The sequence below is a fragment of the cf. Phormidesmis sp. LEGE 11477 genome (genome assembly GCF_015207105.1).
Lineage (GTDB): Bacteria > Cyanobacteriota > Cyanobacteriia > Phormidesmidales > Phormidesmidaceae > Phormidesmis.
This window is the reverse complement of sequence record NZ_JADEXO010000032.1, coordinates 35,993-52,921: the sequence shown is the minus strand read 5'-3', so window position 1 is coordinate 52,921 and position 16,929 is coordinate 35,993. Positions and strand designations below refer to the sequence as shown.

The following is a 16,929-nucleotide window of genomic DNA, read 5'->3' as shown; positions in this document are numbered from 1 at the left end:
GGTCTAGACAATTTTCCCTAACAATTTTTCTAGAGGAATAAACTTAAAATGGCTGAGCGTGTTGCAATCATTGGTGCGGGTCCCTGCGGACTTTCTCAACTTCATGCCTTTGAGCAAGCGCGTCTAAAAGGAGCTGACATTCCTGAAATTGTCTGTTTTGAGAAGCAGGCCGGGTGGGGCGGTCTGTGGAACTTTACCTGGCGCACAGGACTTGATCCGCACGGTGAGCCTGTCCATGGCAGCATGTACCGCTACCTCTGGTCTAACGGCCCGAAAGAATGTCTGGAGTTTGCCGACTACACCTTTGATGAGCACTTTGGCCAGCCTATTCCATCATTTCCGCCCAGAGAAGTGCTCTACGACTACATCACTGGCCGCGCCAAGAAGGAAAACTTGGAAAGTTATATTCACTTCAGCACATCGGTTCGCTATATAGAATACATTGAATCAACAGATACGTTTCGCATTCGTGCTCATGACCTAGTAGCTGACTGCGAACTGGTAGAAGACTTTGACCATGTCATTGTCTGTACAGGGCATTTCTCCGTACCGAGGGTGCCATTTTTTGAGGGGCTTGATCGCTTTCCAGGCCGGGTGCTTCACAGCCACGACTTTCGTGAGGCCCGCGAGTTTACCGGAAAGGATGTGCTTGTAGTCGGCAGCAGCTACTCTGCGGAAGATATTGCGCTGCAAAGCTATAAATACGGGGCGCGCTCAGTCACAATCAGCTACCGCACAGCACCCATGGGCTTTGACTGGCCAGAGGGCATCAGGGAAGTTCCTCTTCTCACACATATAGAAGGTAGAACAGCTCACTTCAAGGACGGCAGCACTCAGGCCGCAGATGCAATTGTTCTATGCGTAGGCTATCAGCATCACTTTCCCTTCCTAGCCGACAACCTGCGTCTAAAGACCCAGAATCGTCTCTATCCCGGCTCTCTTTATAAAGGAATTTTCTGGGAGCCAAACCCAAAGCTGATGTATCTTGGCATGCAAGATCAGTTTTACACTTTCAGTATGTTTGATGTGCAAGCTTGGTATGCCCGCGATGTGGTTCTAGGTCGCATTGTTCTACCCGATGCCGCAGCGATGGCTGAGGATATTGCGCTCTGGCAAGGGCGAGAAGAGGCGCTAAACGACGCCTTTGAACAAATTGACTATCAGAAGGATTACATTATTGAGCTGGCTAAAGCGGTAGATTATGCGTCTTGCGATTGGGAGATGACAGTATCGCTATTCAAGGAATGGGAACACGACAAAGAGCACAGCATTCTAGGCTATCGCGACAAGGCGTTTACTTCTCCCTGTACGGGTACCAAAGCGCCCGTTCATCACACGCCGTGGATTGAGGCGATGGATGATTCAATGGCAGATTTTTTAGCAAAGCGGGCGCTGCAGAGCTAGTCTTTACCGATTTTTGCTTGCCCGATCTTTGCTCTTGGATCTGCTGACGATAGGCATGAAGTCTTTGACAAGAGGGTAGAGCCACAGAGTACAGGGCCACAGAGTACGCAGCTCGGCTCGGTCTAATAAAACCTAGACAAACACTATGATTCCAGTTGGGTATATGTTCAAACAAGTCTGTGAAAAGCCGAGCTGGCTAAAAGCAGGCAGTGTCAAAGATCTATATTCTGTAAGTGGATGCATCTCAGAAGACTTTTGCGACTGGATCAATGAATGGAAACATAATGGTTACTGGCTATTCAATCATCCAGCTATCATGCAGTCGATAGCTGAGCAAAAGAATATATCGCTAGAGAAGATGAAGCTGTTCTTCTACATGTCTAGCGAGATGGAGTGGGATGAAGATACACGTCAATGGGGCCAGTACCAGGGCGAAAAATCTTTTGAGACTAATGTCAAGATCCCTGAGAAATCGAAACTGGAAGGCTTTGATATCGTATCATTCTGTGCTCATACGGTTTGTGAATGTTCACCGCTTTCATGTAATCACCTCGCTGAGAGTATTCCAACCAACAGCCATTGTTTACTTTCCTCGTATAAGGAAGCAAAAAATGTAGTCGAGTCTGGAGTATTAGAGAATTGCGAACCAGGTCCCTATAGAATATATGAGGTTTATTCAGTTATCTGTGTCTAGCTAAATTCCGTAAGAGAACGCTTGAATTATGACTATGAATCAATGGCCTAGCCGAGCTCAAACGTTGTAATGCCGAATATTTTGTTCAAGGGTAGCGCTGGCGGCTGTTGAGTATACATTCTAGCGGTCTCGAATACGCTAGTCATACGATACTTTTTGGCTAAATCAACAGCCGCCGTATTCACGCTAGGAACATCTAGGTAAAATGGAACGCTGGGTTGAACATGAGATTTGAGTGCGAGAAAAATCGCCTCTGCGAATTCAGGAGTATCTGCAAAGAGCGGCCCGATTTTGTATCCTAGCTGGCAAGGGCGAAGTACCCCATAGCCAACGAGATTGTTATTGTTCATCAAGCCAATAGCAACATGACGAGGCGAACTTAGCCAGCAGTGAAGAAAAGCAGATCGGTTATCGAGAAAAATACGCTTATCGTAGCTGATGATAGTTTCTCTTGAGACTGACGACAAAGAAACAAGGCTAATGTCGTCGCCTAACATCTTTTCGATCTGAGGCGGGTTTTCACCTAGCCCTCCAGTACCTTCGTATCTGATGTTTCTATGGGCTAGCTGAAAGTCGGATTTGACGTAGTTGGCTTGCTGCTCAACCACACCGTCTAAACCAATATTTCGCCCCTGAAGGTAGTTGAGGCCGGCCTGCCATATTTGAATGCCGTAGCCGTGTCCTCTCCATTCTGGCCTAACGATGTAGAAGCCTAAAAAGCCGAACGTCTTGCCATATCGCACTGCTGAAATACTGGCGATCGCTTCACCATCTAGAAATCCCATCAAAAAGCCGTCGGGGTCAGCCGCGTAGAAGCATTTCGCATCGTGTAGTCCTGGGTTCCAGCCTTCAGCAGCGGCCCACTTAATCGCGATCGCCAACTGATCACAAGTCATCGTTCGGATAGTATACGCACTCCCGATGTTTTGTTCGTTGCTCTGAGATGACACCATTGGTTAGCAACCTGAGAATTTAGAACAACTTTAAAGTACTCTTTTAGATAATATGCTGGTTAATGGCCTTAGAGCATAAAGGAACGGATTCTATGACTGCAAACTATCCCCGAGATCTAGTCGGCTACGGGCAGCGCCCGCCGAATCCACAATGGCCAAACCAAGCTCAGCTAGCGCTTCAGTTTGTGATTAACTACGAGGAGGGCGGCGAAAATTGTGTTTTACACGGCGATGCGGCTTCGGAGTCTTTTCTCTCTGAGATTATTGGAGCCTCACCGCTGCTAGGCGTGCGTCATCTCAATATGGAGTCGATGTACGAGTACGGTAGTCGGGCCGGGTTCTGGCGGCTGCATCGTTTGTTTACGGAGCGAAATTTGCCGCTGACGGTCTATGCGGTGGCGATGGCGCTAGAGAGAAACCCGGACGCGGGCAAGGCGATGGTGGAAGCGGGCTGGGAGGTGGCTAGTCACGGCTACCGATGGATTGATTATCAGTATGTGGGAGAAGACGTGGAGCGATCGCACATTCAAAAAGCTATCGACATCCACACCCAGATCATTGGCAGCAGACCCTTAGGCTTCTACCAGGGCCGCAACAGTCCCAACACCCGGCGATTAGTCGTCGAAGCAGGCGGCTTTCTCTATGATGCTGATAGCTATGCAGATGATTTGCCGTATTGGAATCATGACTACGGCCAGCCGCATCTGGTCATTCCCTATACGCTAGACAACAACGATATGCGCTTTGCCACTGCCCAAGGATTTAACTCAGGCGATCAGTTCTTCGCCTACTTACGAGATGCGTTTGATGTCCTTTACGCAGAAGGTCAGCAGTCTCCTAAGATGATGAGCGTCGGGCTTCACTGTCGGCTCTCTGGCAGACCTGGAAGAACGGCTGCCTTAGCAAAATTCTTAGACTATGTGCAAAACCACGAGAGGGTTTGGATCTGTCGGCGCGTAGATATTGCCAGGCATTGGCACAAGTCATTTGCCTAGACATCAGCCGTTATGATCGGGCGTCATAGTCGGACTGCTGACCCAAGCTATTGCTCTCAAAAGCGCTGATTTCAACGGCTGTGGTATCAAAGCTAGCCATCTCGCAGGGCATGATTGAAAGGATCGCCGGATCGGTTTCTAGCCAGGCTGCGATCTCGCCAACAGATGATAGAAAAGCAGACAGTAGCTTCTTCATAGCAGTGCGCTCCGTTAACATTTCTCAGATGTTACAAAGACTATTTGCTTAGATCAAGCAATTCATATAGTTCTTAGCATCCCAGTGCAGCGAACCCAACCATAGCGGCGCGTTATTCAAGCGTATGCTCCTACGCCTAAGATTTGAGCACTAAAACAGGACAGTGAGCTGAGCGAATCACCCGCTCAGCTACCGAACCAATCAGAAAACGGCTGAGACTTTTATGATCCTGAGAAGGCATTACGATCATCTCTGCTCCTGTCTTTTCAGCGAATTCGATAATCTGAGTGGCCGGATCGCCAAGCGTGACCTCAATATGAACGCCGGTATAGCCTAGATCGTTCATCTTTTCGCTGATGAAACTATGAACCTTTTGCTTGCGTTCTTCATCTGTCAGCGTATCCCACATCGCCGCTGGATCGGCTGGATGCAGCGGCGACAGACTATGGATAACTTGTAAGCCTGAGGCATCTTCAACGTACGCTTTGGCAACAGCAATCGCCTCATAAGATGACTCAGAGAGATCAGTGGGAACCAGAACTTTTTTTTTCTTGAGCCAGTTCATCACTTATCCCCACTTATGTTGTCTTGCTTACCTAGGCTGTAACGGAATTCGTTGTTCATTTCACACCCTATCTCTCTCACTATCTACCTCAAAACGCGCTCTTTGGCCTCTAGCACAGACTCCAACATTTCACCTGAGTTCAGACGGCTCATGTAGCTCTCTAGCTCTTTAGCCACTATGCCAGAAAGGAAGAAGCAACCTAGCAGGTTAGGGATAGACATCGCTAATAAAAGAATATCGCTAAATTCTAGAACTAGCTGAAGATTGATGATTGAACCGACAAATCCGCAGAATAGAAATAGCGCCTTGTACACATTCACCGAAGCCTCACCAAACAGGTAGGACCAAGCCATCTGCCCGTAGTAACTCCAAGAAATCATGGTGGAAATAGCAAACAAGAAGCCAGCGATCGCAATTACATAGGGAAACCAGCTAATAACCGTTGCAAAAGAAGCCGCTGATAGTCTAGCCCCGTCTAGGTCGGCGGAGGCCGGATCTGCGTAGACGCCTGTTAAGACAATCACAATAGCCGTCATATTACAGATGAACATCGTATCGATAAAGGGTTCTAACAAAGCCACAATGCCTTCTCGCACTGGTTCGTCCGTACGGGCGGCTGAATGGGCGATCGCAGCCGAGCCAATCCCGGCCTCATTAGAGAAAACCGCTCGCTGAAATCCAATAACAATCGCGCCTAATAAGCCACCAGCGACCGCCTGCGGCACAAAAGCTGTCGAAACGATTGTTCCAATCGCTGCTGGAATATCGGTAAACCTCACTAGCATTACCCACACACAGGCCAAGGCATAGATTACCGCCATAAAGGGCACTAAAAAACCGGCAACCGCTCCGATTCTCTCAATTCCACCCAGAATTACTAGGCCAACAATAGCCACTAGGATCAAGCCAAACAGCCAGCTTGCATTCTCGAAAAACGGAATCACGTTCGACACAGCTGCGTAGGCTTGGTTAGCCTGAAACATATTGCCCGCCCCCATCGTGGCGATCGCGCAAAACACGGCATAGATAACGCCTAAGCCTTTGCCAAAGCCCCTCATGCCAATAGAAGAAAGCCCCCGAGAAAGATAGTACATCGGCCCGCCGCCCACCGTACCGTCGGGCTTGATTGTCCGAAACTTTTGACCGAGCGTACATTCTGCAAACTTACTCGACATCCCAAGGAAGCCTGCCACCGTCATCCAGAAAGCAGCCCCAGGGCCGCCTAGCCGAATCGCGATCGCCACCCCGGCAATATTTCCGATTCCCACCGTTCCTGAGAGCGCTGCTGCTAATGCCTGAAAGTGAGAAACGTCACCCTCATCCTCAGGATCGTCGTACTTACCCCGGACGATATCAATCGCATGCTTAAAGGCTCGGACGTTGATAAACTTCATCCGCAGCGTAAAAAAGACAGCCCCAGCGACTAACCAAAGAACGATAAACGGTATGCCATTTTCGCCCCCAATCTTGAAGTAAAATACTAGATTAAGAACGTTAATTATTCCTTGAAAAATAGATTCTAAAATACCGACTGATGCTGTTGTACCCTCGCCGTCTTGGGCAAAAACTGCCTGAGGTATTAAAACCGTAGCGGCAACTAAAAAATAAAACCTATATTTGAAGCTAGACAATAGCTGTCTCATAGCTGTCCTTGTTTCTAATTATGTAAACGATAAAAACCGAACTGCAACAACAGAGCTATCGTTGCGGCACTCACTTTCATATCAACTATTTAATGGCTAAAACCTATGTGTATAAGACTTTTTGGCTCTTTTTAGAAGCTCCTCAGAGAGCTTTTGGGGCTTTTTATGGGCTCATGTTAACGGTTGTATCCCTATACAGTTGGGGATACTGTAGCCCAAGATACGTGAGTTGTTGTAACTCAAGGTTTTATCACGCCAACCCGCTTTATCTGTCAGCTTCGTCTAAACTCTCAGGCCCAATGCCCAACCCAAAGGCTCAGTCCAAAAGCTCAGTCCAAAGGCTCAGTCCAAAAGCTCAATAGTATCCCCTGCTTTGACCATCCCTTCTACTAAAACGGCGGCATATACACCAGCGTAGCCTTCGTGAGTACTTGCGAGGTGCTTGATAATATCGGGATTAGCTTCAGAAGTCTCTGGATCTAAGGTGATCATTTTGCATCTAGGATCGCGCTCTAGCACGTTGACTTCTAATTGATCACCTATTTTCAAACGCTTGCCAAGCAGTTCGTTCTCGTACAGCGGCGGCATGTCCTCATTCCAGCTCACGTAGAAGTTTGCTCGAAACCGACGCTTGTCAATTTCTACGGCTAGCTGGTCAGACAATAATTCTTGCAGTTGAACTGAGAATAAAGAGAGTGGTCTACAGTCGTACTGACTCTTTTGAGTGAAATGAACTCTGAGCGTTGGGTCTTGGCTAAGGGTTTGAAGATGCTCTAAAAAAGCTTCATCATCCAGGCTGTAGCTTTTACCTTCAGGCGTTTCTACCTCTACAGAAAAGTCTTGAATGGTTGGAGTCAGCGGATTGATGCCAGGGGCCATGCCTTGTGCTGCTTCAAGATTTTTGGGCTTGAGCGTAGCGCTAGCTTGCTTATAACGAGGGGTATAAAGCAACAGAGATTCTGTATCTCTAGCAGTGAACCAGGGAAACCCAGGATTGCCTTTGTCTGTGACAAAACTGTAGACGCGATCGCCCATAAGTCCGGCAAAAGCTACAAAAGCTTCGGCAAGATTTTCTCCTCGCATACTTTTAACGGGATAGCGCCAGATGCTCTCAATTGTGCCAACCGTAGACATTTCATACCCCATTAATGGAAGAACAAAAAGAAACTAAGAGAAAATAAATCTCTAAGTGTAGATAATTAAATTTTTAAGGCAAACAGTGCATATAGTTTTCAGCATCCCAGTTGCTGGTAGTGGCTAGGAAGCGAATCCACTCATCGCGCTTGTACTCTTCGTATAGTCCGTACATTTCACCCGGCATGGCTGACTGGATCACCTCATCTTCAGCCAGCCGATCTAGCGCTTCGCCTAGGGACATAGGCAGCTTTTTCGTTTGCTTGCCAGCTTCCATCGCCTCATAGATGTTGCGCTGTTCGGGCTCGCCTGGATCTAGCTGGTTGCTCAGCCCATCGTCAAAAGCTTGTAGCATCGCCCCGGCCATTAGGTACGGATTTACCATCGAATCTACCGCCCGATATTCAAACCGCCCAGGCGCAGAAACGCGCAAGCCACAAGTACGGTTTTGATAGCCCCAGTCAGAGTAGACGGGTGCCCAAAAGCCAGCGTCCCACAGACGACGATAGGAGTTGACAGTAGAACAGCCCACCGCCGTAAGTGCGCCTAGATGAGCGATCACACCACCAATGCAGTTCAATCCAATCGGGCCTGGAATGCGAGGAGATTTTCCTGGAACTGGCATGAAGGTATTTTCACCGCCCTGTTGATAGGTGTAGTTTCCTTCTAGGCCGAGAAGTGTGTCCATGCCAAATGTTTTTACGGTCGTGTCGCCCCCGCGCCATAAAGAGAGATTGTGGTGACAGCCGGAGGCAGAGACGCCTAAGAAAGGCTTAGACATGAAGCAGGCAATCAGATTGAATTCTCGGGCTACTTGAGCACAGATTTGGCGGTAGGTCGTCAGGCGATCGCACGTCCTTAGCGCATCGTCATACATAAAATTCAGCTCTAGCTGACCCGGCGCGTCCTCATGATCGCCCTGAATCATATCTAGGCCCATCGCCCGGCTGTACTCAATTACTCTCAAGAACACCGGGCGCAATTCTTCAAACTGATCGATGTGATAGCAGTTAGGCTTGGTCACGCCGCCGTCAGGCTTGCCATCGGGGCCTTTCTTTAGCCACATCATCTCTGGCTCACAGCCGTGGCGCAGGTGCAGGCCGTGCTTTGTCTGGAAAGCCTCGTGCAGCCGGATCAAATTGCCGCGACAGTCTGCTGTGAGAAAGCCGCCGGGATTTTCTTCTTCTTCACGATTGCGAAAGCATACGCAATAGACTCTAGCAACTCGCCGGTCCCAAGGCAGTTGGCAAAATGTATCAACATCGGGGATAGCCACTAGCTCAGCGGCCTCTGGGCCATAGCCTACATACTGTTGTCGGCGATCTAGAGCCAGATTTACCGTCGCGCCATATACTAGCTGAATGCCGCCTTCAGCCGTCTTCTCCCAGTGATCCGACGGTACGCCTTTTCCAACAATCTTGCCGGTAATAGAGATGAACTGATAGTAGATGTATTGAATACCCAGTTCGTCAATCTTGGCGCGCACCTGCCGGACTTTCTCGTCTCTACCCGCTGATTCAAGATAACTTTGTAGATCGGTTGAAGCAGTTGATGTCTGTTCTGAGACACTAGCTCTGATAATCACTCCGGTCACAGCGGGGCTCTCCGTAATTTATTGATAGTAGTCTTTTAGCAACCGATAATATTCTTCTAACATTCTTCTAACAATGGTTGCGCTGCGATGTCAGTTGACTTCATTAGTCAGACTCCCTCCTCAGTTAATCCAACTTGTTATGACAAGGCTGTATCGACTGTTACGAGAATGGAAAAGGCTTCCATGGAATCCACGTTGTCCAAAGCTCAGCTAGAGTACCGTCGGCAATCAGTTCGGAAAGAGCATTTTCAAGCTGAGATAAAAGCAGAGGCTGCGTCTTTGAAACTCCAATCGCGAAAGGGGCTTTAGTCGGTAGCGTAAATGCTAGACGCAAACTTATGTCTTCTTCAGCGGCGACAACCAGCACTAATTCGTCATCGATCAGTGCGTCAATTTTTCCCGCTCGCAAAGCTGCTAGCATTTCGGGCAATACCTTGTCACTGCCAGGGTAAGGGATAGCCTGAGCGCCGGAAAAGCCTTTGACTAAAGCAATATTTGTACTATCTGCTAGACCGCCTATACGCTGACCAGTCAGCTGATCAGGAGAAGCAACGGCACTAGACTTTTTCACTAATACTGCTTCGTCGAAGAGGCCGTAGGGTTGTGTGAAAGAGACTGCTTTTTGACGTTCGGGTGTGATTGCTTGGTTGAACCAAACAACGTCGTACTTGCTGTTTGTTGTAGGGTCTAGGCTAGTGTAGAAATCCTCCATCGGCAGGTTGTGCCATACCGGTTTGAGATTCAGGCGATCGCACACAATTCTAGCTAGCTCCGGCTCATACCCGGTGCGGTAGCCTGCTTCATTGATATAGCTCATAGGCCGTGCATCAAAGTCGCTAGCGACAATGTTGAGATAGCCGGGTCGTTTGGTTAAAGACTGCTGCGTGGCTGAAACTTCAAGATTTGCTGACAAAGCTTCTGCAGATTGCATGCTGATAATTCCTCACGAATTTTGGTCTTTTCTGGTCATTTTCTCAAGCTTTTATGGCCTGCTTAGTCTTTTGTTGTGAGTCTTCGTTCTTTATTAATTTCTAGATCGAAAGTAGCAGAGAATACCGTTTCTCTTCCAGATAAACTTATTATGACAAGTAGAGTTTGTTCAAGACTTTTTGTCAACTGCAGCAGCGTTGTGCCTTTGTTTTTCGGCTCACGCACGACGGCTCTTTAAACGCCTGAACTGTAGCCTTTTGAACTACGGCCTCCCAAGCCATAGCTCTTTTTAAAGAATTTGTGTATCGCCTCGTATCATCATGAGCTATCAGCCCGTTAGCCTTTCTCAGTCGCAAATCGAGCAGTTTCAAACAGATGGTTTCTTGATTCTGGAGAATTTTATTCCACCTGATTTTGCCCAGCGCCTTGCGGCTCGAATGGAGCCGCTGTTTGGCGGAGAGTTTGAAACGGGCATTTATCCCGATGAGTGGCACTGGCGACCGGGGTTGAGCCTGCCAGATGTGACTAGGGAAATGTGCAATGCTTGGAAATGCGATCGCACCATTGCCAGCCTGGTGCTCTCTGCTGAAATTGGCCGACTGACGGCGACTTTAGCAGAATGGGAAGGGGCTCGGATCGGTCAAGACAGTCTCTGGATGAAGCCGCCAGGAGCAAAGGCGATCGCAATGCATCAAGACGGTGCCTACATCGATTATCTAGATCCGCCTCAGATGATGACCTGCTGGGTAGCGCTAGATGACGCTGCCGCCGCTGACGGCACCTTGGTCTATGTCAAAGGGTCTCATAAATGGCCATTGGCCACAGTTGAGGGTGAATTTCATGCGCCGACCAAAGATTATCGCTGGGCCATGCTTCAGGCCGCTGAGAATGCGGGCGTTGAAGAGCCAGAGCTAGTCGTCGTCGAAGTGCCAGCAGGCGGCTGCGCTCTGCATCATGGGCGCACCTGGCACGGGCTATGCAAAACCACTCGCACCGAAGGCACCTTTCACAGCATGGGGCTACACACCATTCCTTCAAATGCTCAGTTTCATCCGACCAATGCAGCCGGCTACATCTACGGTCGCTACAAGCGCTTAGGCAGCACCGAGATGGACGAGACCTTCTTTCCTATCCTCTGGCAAAAAGATGGCTATCGTAGCCCGCACCTTGCCGAATATTACCCAGACGCGCTGAGCTATTCAGCAGAGAAAGCCACCGTCTAGACAACCCTCAAACAATCATCTGAATTGCCTGATACCCACACTAATTCGCCATCACTAGCTTTCTAACAATAGCCCTCCATAGCTTCTTAGCGAGAAGCCATTCTTCATGACCTTTATTCAAGAAAAGCCCAAACAAAAGCTGACAACTCCACCGAGTATAAGTCATCCGTTAGAACCGCTAACGCCCGATGAAATTGAAGCAGCAGTAGCTATTGTCAAAGAGCAAAGATCTTTAGGTGAGGCGGTACGATTTGCCAGTGTCTCCTTACAAGAGCCCAGTAAAGAAACCGTTTTAAGCTTTAAATCTGGCGACAGTATTGAGCGAAAAGCCTTTCTTGTGCTGCTAGACAATGCCACGGGTAGAACTTATGAAGCTGTTGTTTCTCTCAACGATGGCCGGGTGATTTCTTGGGAAAACATTCCTAACGTGCAGCCGCCGATCATGCTTGACGAATTCGTTGAATGCGAGGCGGCGGTGAAGGCCAGCCCTGAATTTCAGGCGGCTATTGCCAAACGCGGGATCACCGATCCAGATCTGGTGATGGTAGATCCTTGGTCTGCTGGCAATTATGGCATCGCAGAAGAAGCAGGGGTGCGCCTTTCAAGAGCGCTGTGCTGGGTCAGGGCAAATCCGACCGATCACGGCTACGCTCGGCCCATTGAAGGGGTGATTCCAGTCGTCGATCTCAATAAGATGGAAGTCATCCGGGTAGAGGACTATGGCGTGGTGCCTCTGCCGCCCAAAGATGGCAACTATACGCCCGAGTATGTCAAGAACTATAGAACAGATATCAAGCCGCTAGAGATTGTGCAGCCAGAAGGCCCTAGCTTTGAGGTAAACGATCACGAGATTAGCTGGCAAAAGTGGAACATTCGCATTGGGTTCACGCCGCGTGAAGGACTCGTTTTGTACAATGTTACCTATCAGGATGGAGAAGAGACAAGACCAATCTTCTACCGGGCTTCTTTGGCTGAGATGACAGTCCCCTACGGCGATCCTTCTCCTCATCACTATCGCAAAAATGCGTTTGATGTCGGTGAATACGGGATTGGCTCTTTGGCAAACTCTTTGACCCTGGGCTGCGACTGCCTAGGAGAGATTTACTACTTCGATGGCTTTATTACAAACTCTCGGGGAGAAGTGGCCAAAATCGAGAATGCCATTTGTCTGCACGAAGAAGACTTTGGCATTTTGTGGAAACATATGGACTGGCGGACGGAGCAGACTGAGGTGAGGCGATCGCGTCGCTTGGTGATCTCTTTTATCGCGACTGTAGGCAACTACGAATACGGCTTTTATTGGTATTTCTATCAAGATGGCACGATTCAGTATGAAGTAAAGCTAACAGGCGTGGTCAGTACGGCGGCGATGATGCCGGGCGAAGTGCCCAAATATGGCACGCTGGTTGCCCCGCAGCTCAATGCACCGATTCATCAGCATATTTTCAATGTTCGCATGGATATGTGCGTAGATGGCGATCGCAATTCTGTCTATGAAGTCGATATCGTGCCAGAGGAAGAGCCTGGCAACCCCTACGGCAATGCCTTCTATGCCAAATCCACGCTATTGCCGACAGAGAAAGCGGCTCAGCGGCTGATCGACCCGATGAAAGGGCGATATTGGAAGATTGTCAATCCTGCTAAGACAAATGCGATGGGCTACCCCACCGCTTACAAACTCATGCCAGGAGACAATACGCTGCCGATGGCCCGTCCCTCCGCTAGCGTCAGCAAGCGAGCCGCCTACATGAGCCAACATCTATGGGTGACGCCCTTTCACGAAGATGAAAAGTATCCTGCCGGAGACTATCCTAATCAGAACCCAGGCGGGGCCGGATTGCCGCATTGGACTGAAGGCGATCGCGCCATAGAAGATACCGATATCGTCGTGTGGTACACCTTCGCCCACAGCCACTCACCCCGCGCCGAAGACTGGCCCATCATGCCTGTCGCGACGATCGGCTTTATGCTCAAGCCGCTTAATTTCTTTGATGAAAACCCAGCCAATGACGTACCGCCCTCTCCTGCAAAACAGACTTGCTGTCACTAACCTGCCACTAATATCTGTCGCTAGTGGCGCTAATAACATTAGAAGATCCCACCGTTCCTAAAGGTCTTTCAACTGCAAGAAAAGAGTTACAAGATCAGCGTCTTTCCGTATTGATGACTACAACTCGTATGTTAGTCACATTGCATACTCTTGTCATAACAAGCTTTCACCCTAATCAACCCACTCTAATCAACCCTATGATGCGGAGCGCTCTATGACTCCTGAATCGCAAGAATTTCTAGCAACGTTTGTCTCGGAATCCTACTACTACTGGGCTTCCGTTTTCATGCTCTTGATCCACGTTGGATTTCTAGCTTATGAAGGCGGAGCCTCACGGGCCAAAAATGTCCTGGCCACAATGGTTAAAAACCTCTTAACGCTGTCTATTGTTGGTCTTACATTCTTCTTCTTTGGCTGGTGGGTATACAACGCCTTCCCACTGTTTCCACTGCAAGGCGGTATTGTTGGACCTTGGACAGATCCTAATTCCGAAGGCGTTGTTGGAGAAGTTTTAGGCTTAGTGCAAGCCTCTTATCCTTGGTCACCAGCCCTCGGCCCTAATGTGGCCGACAACCTCACTGGCGTCTTCTGGTTCGCATTCTCCCTTTTCGCGATGACAACCGCCTCAATCCTTTCTGGCGCAGTTATCGAGCGTATAAAAGTAGGTGCTTACGCAATTTTGGCAGTGGTTCTAGGCTCTTTTACCTGGGTAGTCGCGGCGGCCTGGGGATGGAATCCTTACGGTTGGTTCCTGACTCAGTTCGGCTATCATGACTTCGGCTGTTCGGCTGTCTTGCACGGGGTTGCAGGCTTCTTTGCCTTGGGCGTTCTTATTAACCTGGGTCCTCGCATCGGCAAGTTTGACAGCACCACAGGTAAGCCAAGGGCAATCTTGCCTCACAATCTGCCGCTAACGATGGTAGGACTAATGCTAATTTTCGTAGGCTTCTACGCTTTCCTCGCTGCCTGCGTAATTTTCGTACCCGGACAATCGGTAGAAATCACTATCTACGGTACGCCGATGACCCTAGCCTCGATAGGCGTTAATACAACGCTAGCGCTGTGTTCGGGAATTGTGGGTGCCTACATCTCTTCCAAGGCCGACCCGTTTTACACTATCTCCGGCGGTCTAGCGGGCATCATCTCCGTCGGTGCAGGGTTAGACCTCTATAGTCCAGCAATTGTCATTCTGATTGCGTTTATTGGTGCCTACACTATGCCTTTTGTCGGCAACGCTGTGGAAAAAGCTGGCATCGACGATGCAGTAGGTGCTTTTGCGGTACATGGCTATTGCGGCGTAATTGGTGCGATGGCAGTAGGCGTGATGGCAACTGGCTATCCGCAAGGGGACGGCATCCCGCTGACAGGCTTTATCGGTCAGCTCGTAGGCACACTTGTATGCACCATCATTCTAGGATTCATTCCTGGCTATGGCGTCAGCTTTGTACTCAAAAAGCTAGGGATGCTAAGAGTCTCACCTGAAGAAGAAATCGGTGGGTTGGATCTCACAGAATTCGGCTTGGAAGGCTATCCAGAATATCCCATCCTCGCTGAAGGAAACGGCGTGAGACAGACGCCTGCTATTCCTGTTTCACCCCAGCCCGGTATGCCGACCTTGTAAGAGCGCGATTGGTTCTATTGAGTGCAGAATTGCCATATTTTAGGAAATTCAATCATGTCTAGCCCATTTTCTACTCTTGAAGAGTTCAACAGCGCGATCGATGGTCCCACAGAAGGTGCTATCTATACCTTCGCTAATAGCCCCGTCATCAACAACATTGCGTTGATAGTCGCTGCTGGTATCTTTATTTGGTTCATCGCCAGCACCTATCGAACCCCCGCCGAACCTTCTCGCGCCGACAAGTCGATGAACAATCTCAGTTCATTCATTGTGGTTGGACTGCTCTCCTTGGTGGCGATCAACCATCGCCCGCCTGAGCAGACATCCACCACCGTGGCCGAAAGAAAGGGGCAAGATACGCTTCAGCACAATAGCGTTAAAACAAACGCTCTGACAAAGTATCTTCGTTCTAGCTCAGGGCCATCACCTATGGGGCTTCTGGGTATGGTGGGTCTCGGATTTCCCACCTTTAGTCGCTTAAGAAAGCAGCGGAAGTCTCGCTCTCTTCGCAGGTACAGAACCAGACGATAGAACACAAATATAGAACACAGCTAGAGACTTTTTAGTAAAGCATAGGAGCGAGTTTTCTTCTATGTATTGCGCTTAGTTATCAGCCTGCACCAGAATCGCATCTGTTTAGCGTACATAGCCTTAAAGTAGCGTATAACGCTGCCTGAGCGGAGTCGTAACGCCAGCGGCGAGGCGAAGCCAACGCGGAGCGTCTCCGAAGGAGTTAGGCACAACCCAGTCGGACTACTCTTCGAGAAGAGCAAAGCTCTACGACTCCGCTCAGCCCTCGGGTTTCCGTCTTCGCTAAACAGGTAGCCAGAATCTCTGGTGCAGGCTGATATTGTAATAGCACATTTGCTTACAGACTCACTTCATTCTCGCAGGCGTTTCCGGTTTCAATATCGCGGATGTTCGCTAGGGTTGTGTTCGCGATGTTAGTCAGCGCTTCTTGGGTAAAGAACCCTTGATGCGCTGTAATCACTACGTTAGGAAATGATTGCAGTAGCTGAAAAACATCGTCTTGAATAACCGTGTCAGAGAGATCTTGAAAGAACAAGCTGCCTTCATCTTCGTAGACATCGATACCCAAGTGTCCAAGCTGGCCGGACTTGAGTGCGCTGATAGCAGCTTTAGTATCGATCAGGCCCCCTCGGCTGGTATTAATTAGCATAGTTCCAGGTTTCATCTGGCGTATGCTCTCTTCATCGATCATGTGGTAGGTGTCGGGCAGCAGCGGACAGTGCAAAGAAATTACATCAGATTGAGCCAGCAAAGTTGGCAGCTCTACATACTGAGTGCCTAATTCTACGAGAGCCGGATTTTCCCGCACGTCATAAGCCAGCAGATTGCAGCCAAACCCATTCATAATCCGGGCAAAGCATTCACCAATTTTACCTGTGCCCACCACACCGATGTTTTTGCCGTGCAGATCGAAACCCAGCAGACCCTGTAGAGCGAAGTTACCTTCTCTAACTCGGTTGTAAGCTTTGTATAGTTTACGGTTGAGCATCATTATTAGCCCAACAGCATGCTCAGCCACAGCATGTGGTGAATAGGCCGGGACTCTGACAACTTTCAGATTCAGTGCTGTGGCGATATCGAGATCTACGTTGTTAAATCCAGCGCAGCGCAGGGCAATTAGCTGGGTTTCGTTTGCAACAATTTCTCGTAACGTGTCTTCGCTGAGTTCATCATTGATAAAGACACACACGGCTGGAAATCCAGCCGCTAGGGCCGCTGTCTTAGGGGTTAAGCGAGACTCAAAAAAAGTGAGATCGTGGTTAAAGGCTCGGTTAGCCGTCTCAAAAGACTGTTTGTCGTAGGGCTTAGCGCTGAAAAAGGCAATCTTCATAAGCTGATAAAAGGTTTAGAAGGCCGCTAAGCACTGAACTTTGTCCTGGTAAAGGCGAAGGTTTAA

The 16,929-nt window shown here is 49.1% G+C and carries 15 protein-coding genes; 7 read left to right on the top strand and 8 right to left on the bottom strand.

The window, feature by feature from the left end; genetic code table 11:
- Nucleotides 1-48 precede the first annotated feature (48 nt).
- The gene (locus tag IQ256_RS11590) at nucleotides 49-1,404 is read left to right on the top strand and encodes an NAD(P)-binding domain-containing protein (RefSeq protein WP_193855707.1); all 1,356 of its coding nucleotides are present in this window, start codon (nucleotides 49-51) and stop codon (nucleotides 1,402-1,404) included.
- Nucleotides 1,405-1,549: 145 nt separating this feature from the next.
- A complete protein-coding gene (locus IQ256_RS11585; RefSeq protein WP_193855706.1) occupies nucleotides 1,550-2,098 on the top strand; it encodes a hypothetical protein in 549 nt (182 codons plus the stop codon).
- 47 nt (nucleotides 2,099-2,145) lie between these two features.
- Here IQ256_RS11585 and IQ256_RS11580 read toward each other — a convergent pair whose 3' ends face one another.
- Nucleotides 2,146-3,051, bottom strand: a complete 906-nt coding sequence (locus tag IQ256_RS11580; protein ID WP_193855705.1) for a GNAT family N-acetyltransferase — start codon at nucleotides 3,049-3,051, stop codon at nucleotides 2,146-2,148.
- A 92-nt stretch (nucleotides 3,052-3,143) separates the two neighbouring features.
- Between IQ256_RS11580 and puuE the strand changes: the two genes are divergently transcribed.
- A complete protein-coding gene (puuE, locus tag IQ256_RS11575) occupies nucleotides 3,144-4,046 on the top strand; it encodes an allantoinase PuuE (protein ID WP_193855704.1) in 903 nt (300 codons plus the stop codon).
- 10 nt (nucleotides 4,047-4,056) lie between these two features.
- Here the strand turns inward: puuE and IQ256_RS11570 are convergent, their stop codons facing one another.
- The 6 genes from IQ256_RS11570 to IQ256_RS11545 form a co-directional block, all read right to left on the bottom strand.
- The gene (locus tag IQ256_RS11570; RefSeq protein ID WP_193855703.1) at nucleotides 4,057-4,242 is read right to left on the bottom strand and encodes a hypothetical protein; all 186 of its coding nucleotides are present in this window, start codon (nucleotides 4,240-4,242) and stop codon (nucleotides 4,057-4,059) included.
- A gap of 136 nt (nucleotides 4,243-4,378) precedes the next feature.
- On the bottom strand, nucleotides 4,379-4,807 hold the full coding sequence (locus IQ256_RS11565) for a universal stress protein (protein WP_193855702.1): 429 nt from the start codon (nucleotides 4,805-4,807) through the stop codon (nucleotides 4,379-4,381).
- Nucleotides 4,808-4,890: 83 nt separating this feature from the next.
- Nucleotides 4,891-6,450: a sodium:alanine symporter family protein gene (locus tag IQ256_RS11560; protein ID WP_193855701.1), complete on the bottom strand. Its 1,560-nt coding sequence runs from the start codon at nucleotides 6,448-6,450 to the stop codon at nucleotides 4,891-4,893.
- Nucleotides 6,451-6,792: 342 nt separating this feature from the next.
- Nucleotides 6,793-7,584, bottom strand: a complete 792-nt coding sequence (locus IQ256_RS11555) for an MOSC domain-containing protein (protein ID WP_193855700.1) — start codon at nucleotides 7,582-7,584, stop codon at nucleotides 6,793-6,795.
- Nucleotides 7,585-7,657: 73 nt separating this feature from the next.
- Nucleotides 7,658-9,178: a glutamine synthetase family protein gene (locus tag IQ256_RS11550; RefSeq protein WP_193855699.1), complete on the bottom strand. Its 1,521-nt coding sequence runs from the start codon at nucleotides 9,176-9,178 to the stop codon at nucleotides 7,658-7,660.
- A gap of 160 nt (nucleotides 9,179-9,338) precedes the next feature.
- Nucleotides 9,339-10,109: an ABC transporter substrate-binding protein gene (locus IQ256_RS11545; protein WP_193855698.1), complete on the bottom strand. Its 771-nt coding sequence runs from the start codon at nucleotides 10,107-10,109 to the stop codon at nucleotides 9,339-9,341.
- Between the two features lie 319 nt (nucleotides 10,110-10,428).
- Between IQ256_RS11545 and IQ256_RS11540 the strand changes: the two genes are divergently transcribed.
- From IQ256_RS11540 to IQ256_RS11525, 4 genes are all read left to right on the top strand, one after another.
- On the top strand, nucleotides 10,429-11,331 hold the full coding sequence (locus IQ256_RS11540; RefSeq protein ID WP_193855697.1) for a phytanoyl-CoA dioxygenase family protein: 903 nt from the start codon (nucleotides 10,429-10,431) through the stop codon (nucleotides 11,329-11,331).
- A gap of 106 nt (nucleotides 11,332-11,437) precedes the next feature.
- Complete coding sequence (locus tag IQ256_RS11535; RefSeq protein ID WP_193855696.1) at nucleotides 11,438-13,381, top strand: primary-amine oxidase; 1,944 nt, start codon at nucleotides 11,438-11,440, stop codon at nucleotides 13,379-13,381.
- A gap of 214 nt (nucleotides 13,382-13,595) precedes the next feature.
- On the top strand, nucleotides 13,596-15,002 hold the full coding sequence (locus tag IQ256_RS11530) for an ammonium transporter (RefSeq protein ID WP_193855695.1): 1,407 nt from the start codon (nucleotides 13,596-13,598) through the stop codon (nucleotides 15,000-15,002).
- Between the two features lie 54 nt (nucleotides 15,003-15,056).
- Entirely contained in the window at nucleotides 15,057-15,533 is a 477-nt protein-coding gene (locus IQ256_RS11525) for a hypothetical protein (RefSeq protein ID WP_193855694.1), read from the top strand.
- A gap of 337 nt (nucleotides 15,534-15,870) precedes the next feature.
- Here IQ256_RS11525 and IQ256_RS11520 read toward each other — a convergent pair whose 3' ends face one another.
- Nucleotides 15,871-16,863: a 2-hydroxyacid dehydrogenase gene (locus tag IQ256_RS11520; protein ID WP_193855693.1), complete on the bottom strand. Its 993-nt coding sequence runs from the start codon at nucleotides 16,861-16,863 to the stop codon at nucleotides 15,871-15,873.
- Nucleotides 16,864-16,929: the final 66 nt, after the last annotated feature.

Excerpts from the sequence above, each read along its gene's own strand:
- IQ256_RS11520 (WP_193855693.1), bottom strand. The coding sequence starts at position 16,863 with ATGAAGATTGCCTTTTTCAGCGCTAAGCCCTACGACAAACAGTCTTTT.
- IQ256_RS11570 (WP_193855703.1), bottom strand. The coding sequence starts at position 4,242 with ATGAAGAAGCTACTGTCTGCTTTTCTATCATCTGTTGGCGAGATCGCA.
- IQ256_RS11590 (WP_193855707.1), top strand. The coding sequence starts at position 49 with ATGGCTGAGCGTGTTGCAATCATTGGTGCGGGTCCCTGCGGACTTTCT.
- IQ256_RS11555 (WP_193855700.1), bottom strand. The coding sequence starts at position 7,584 with ATGTCTACGGTTGGCACAATTGAGAGCATCTGGCGCTATCCCGTTAAA.
- IQ256_RS11530 (WP_193855695.1), top strand. The coding sequence starts at position 13,596 with ATGACTCCTGAATCGCAAGAATTTCTAGCAACGTTTGTCTCGGAATCC.
- puuE (WP_193855704.1), top strand. The coding sequence starts at position 3,144 with ATGACTGCAAACTATCCCCGAGATCTAGTCGGCTACGGGCAGCGCCCG.
- IQ256_RS11585 (WP_193855706.1), top strand. The coding sequence starts at position 1,550 with ATGATTCCAGTTGGGTATATGTTCAAACAAGTCTGTGAAAAGCCGAGC.
- IQ256_RS11535 (WP_193855696.1), top strand. The coding sequence starts at position 11,438 with ATGACCTTTATTCAAGAAAAGCCCAAACAAAAGCTGACAACTCCACCG.
- IQ256_RS11545 (WP_193855698.1), bottom strand. The coding sequence starts at position 10,109 with ATGCAATCTGCAGAAGCTTTGTCAGCAAATCTTGAAGTTTCAGCCACG.
- IQ256_RS11565 (WP_193855702.1), bottom strand. The coding sequence starts at position 4,807 with ATGAACTGGCTCAAGAAAAAAAAAGTTCTGGTTCCCACTGATCTCTCT.
- IQ256_RS11560 (WP_193855701.1), bottom strand. The coding sequence starts at position 6,450 with ATGAGACAGCTATTGTCTAGCTTCAAATATAGGTTTTATTTTTTAGTT.
- IQ256_RS11540 (WP_193855697.1), top strand. The coding sequence starts at position 10,429 with ATGAGCTATCAGCCCGTTAGCCTTTCTCAGTCGCAAATCGAGCAGTTT.
- IQ256_RS11580 (WP_193855705.1), bottom strand. The coding sequence starts at position 3,051 with ATGGTGTCATCTCAGAGCAACGAACAAAACATCGGGAGTGCGTATACT.
- IQ256_RS11525 (WP_193855694.1), top strand. The coding sequence starts at position 15,057 with ATGTCTAGCCCATTTTCTACTCTTGAAGAGTTCAACAGCGCGATCGAT.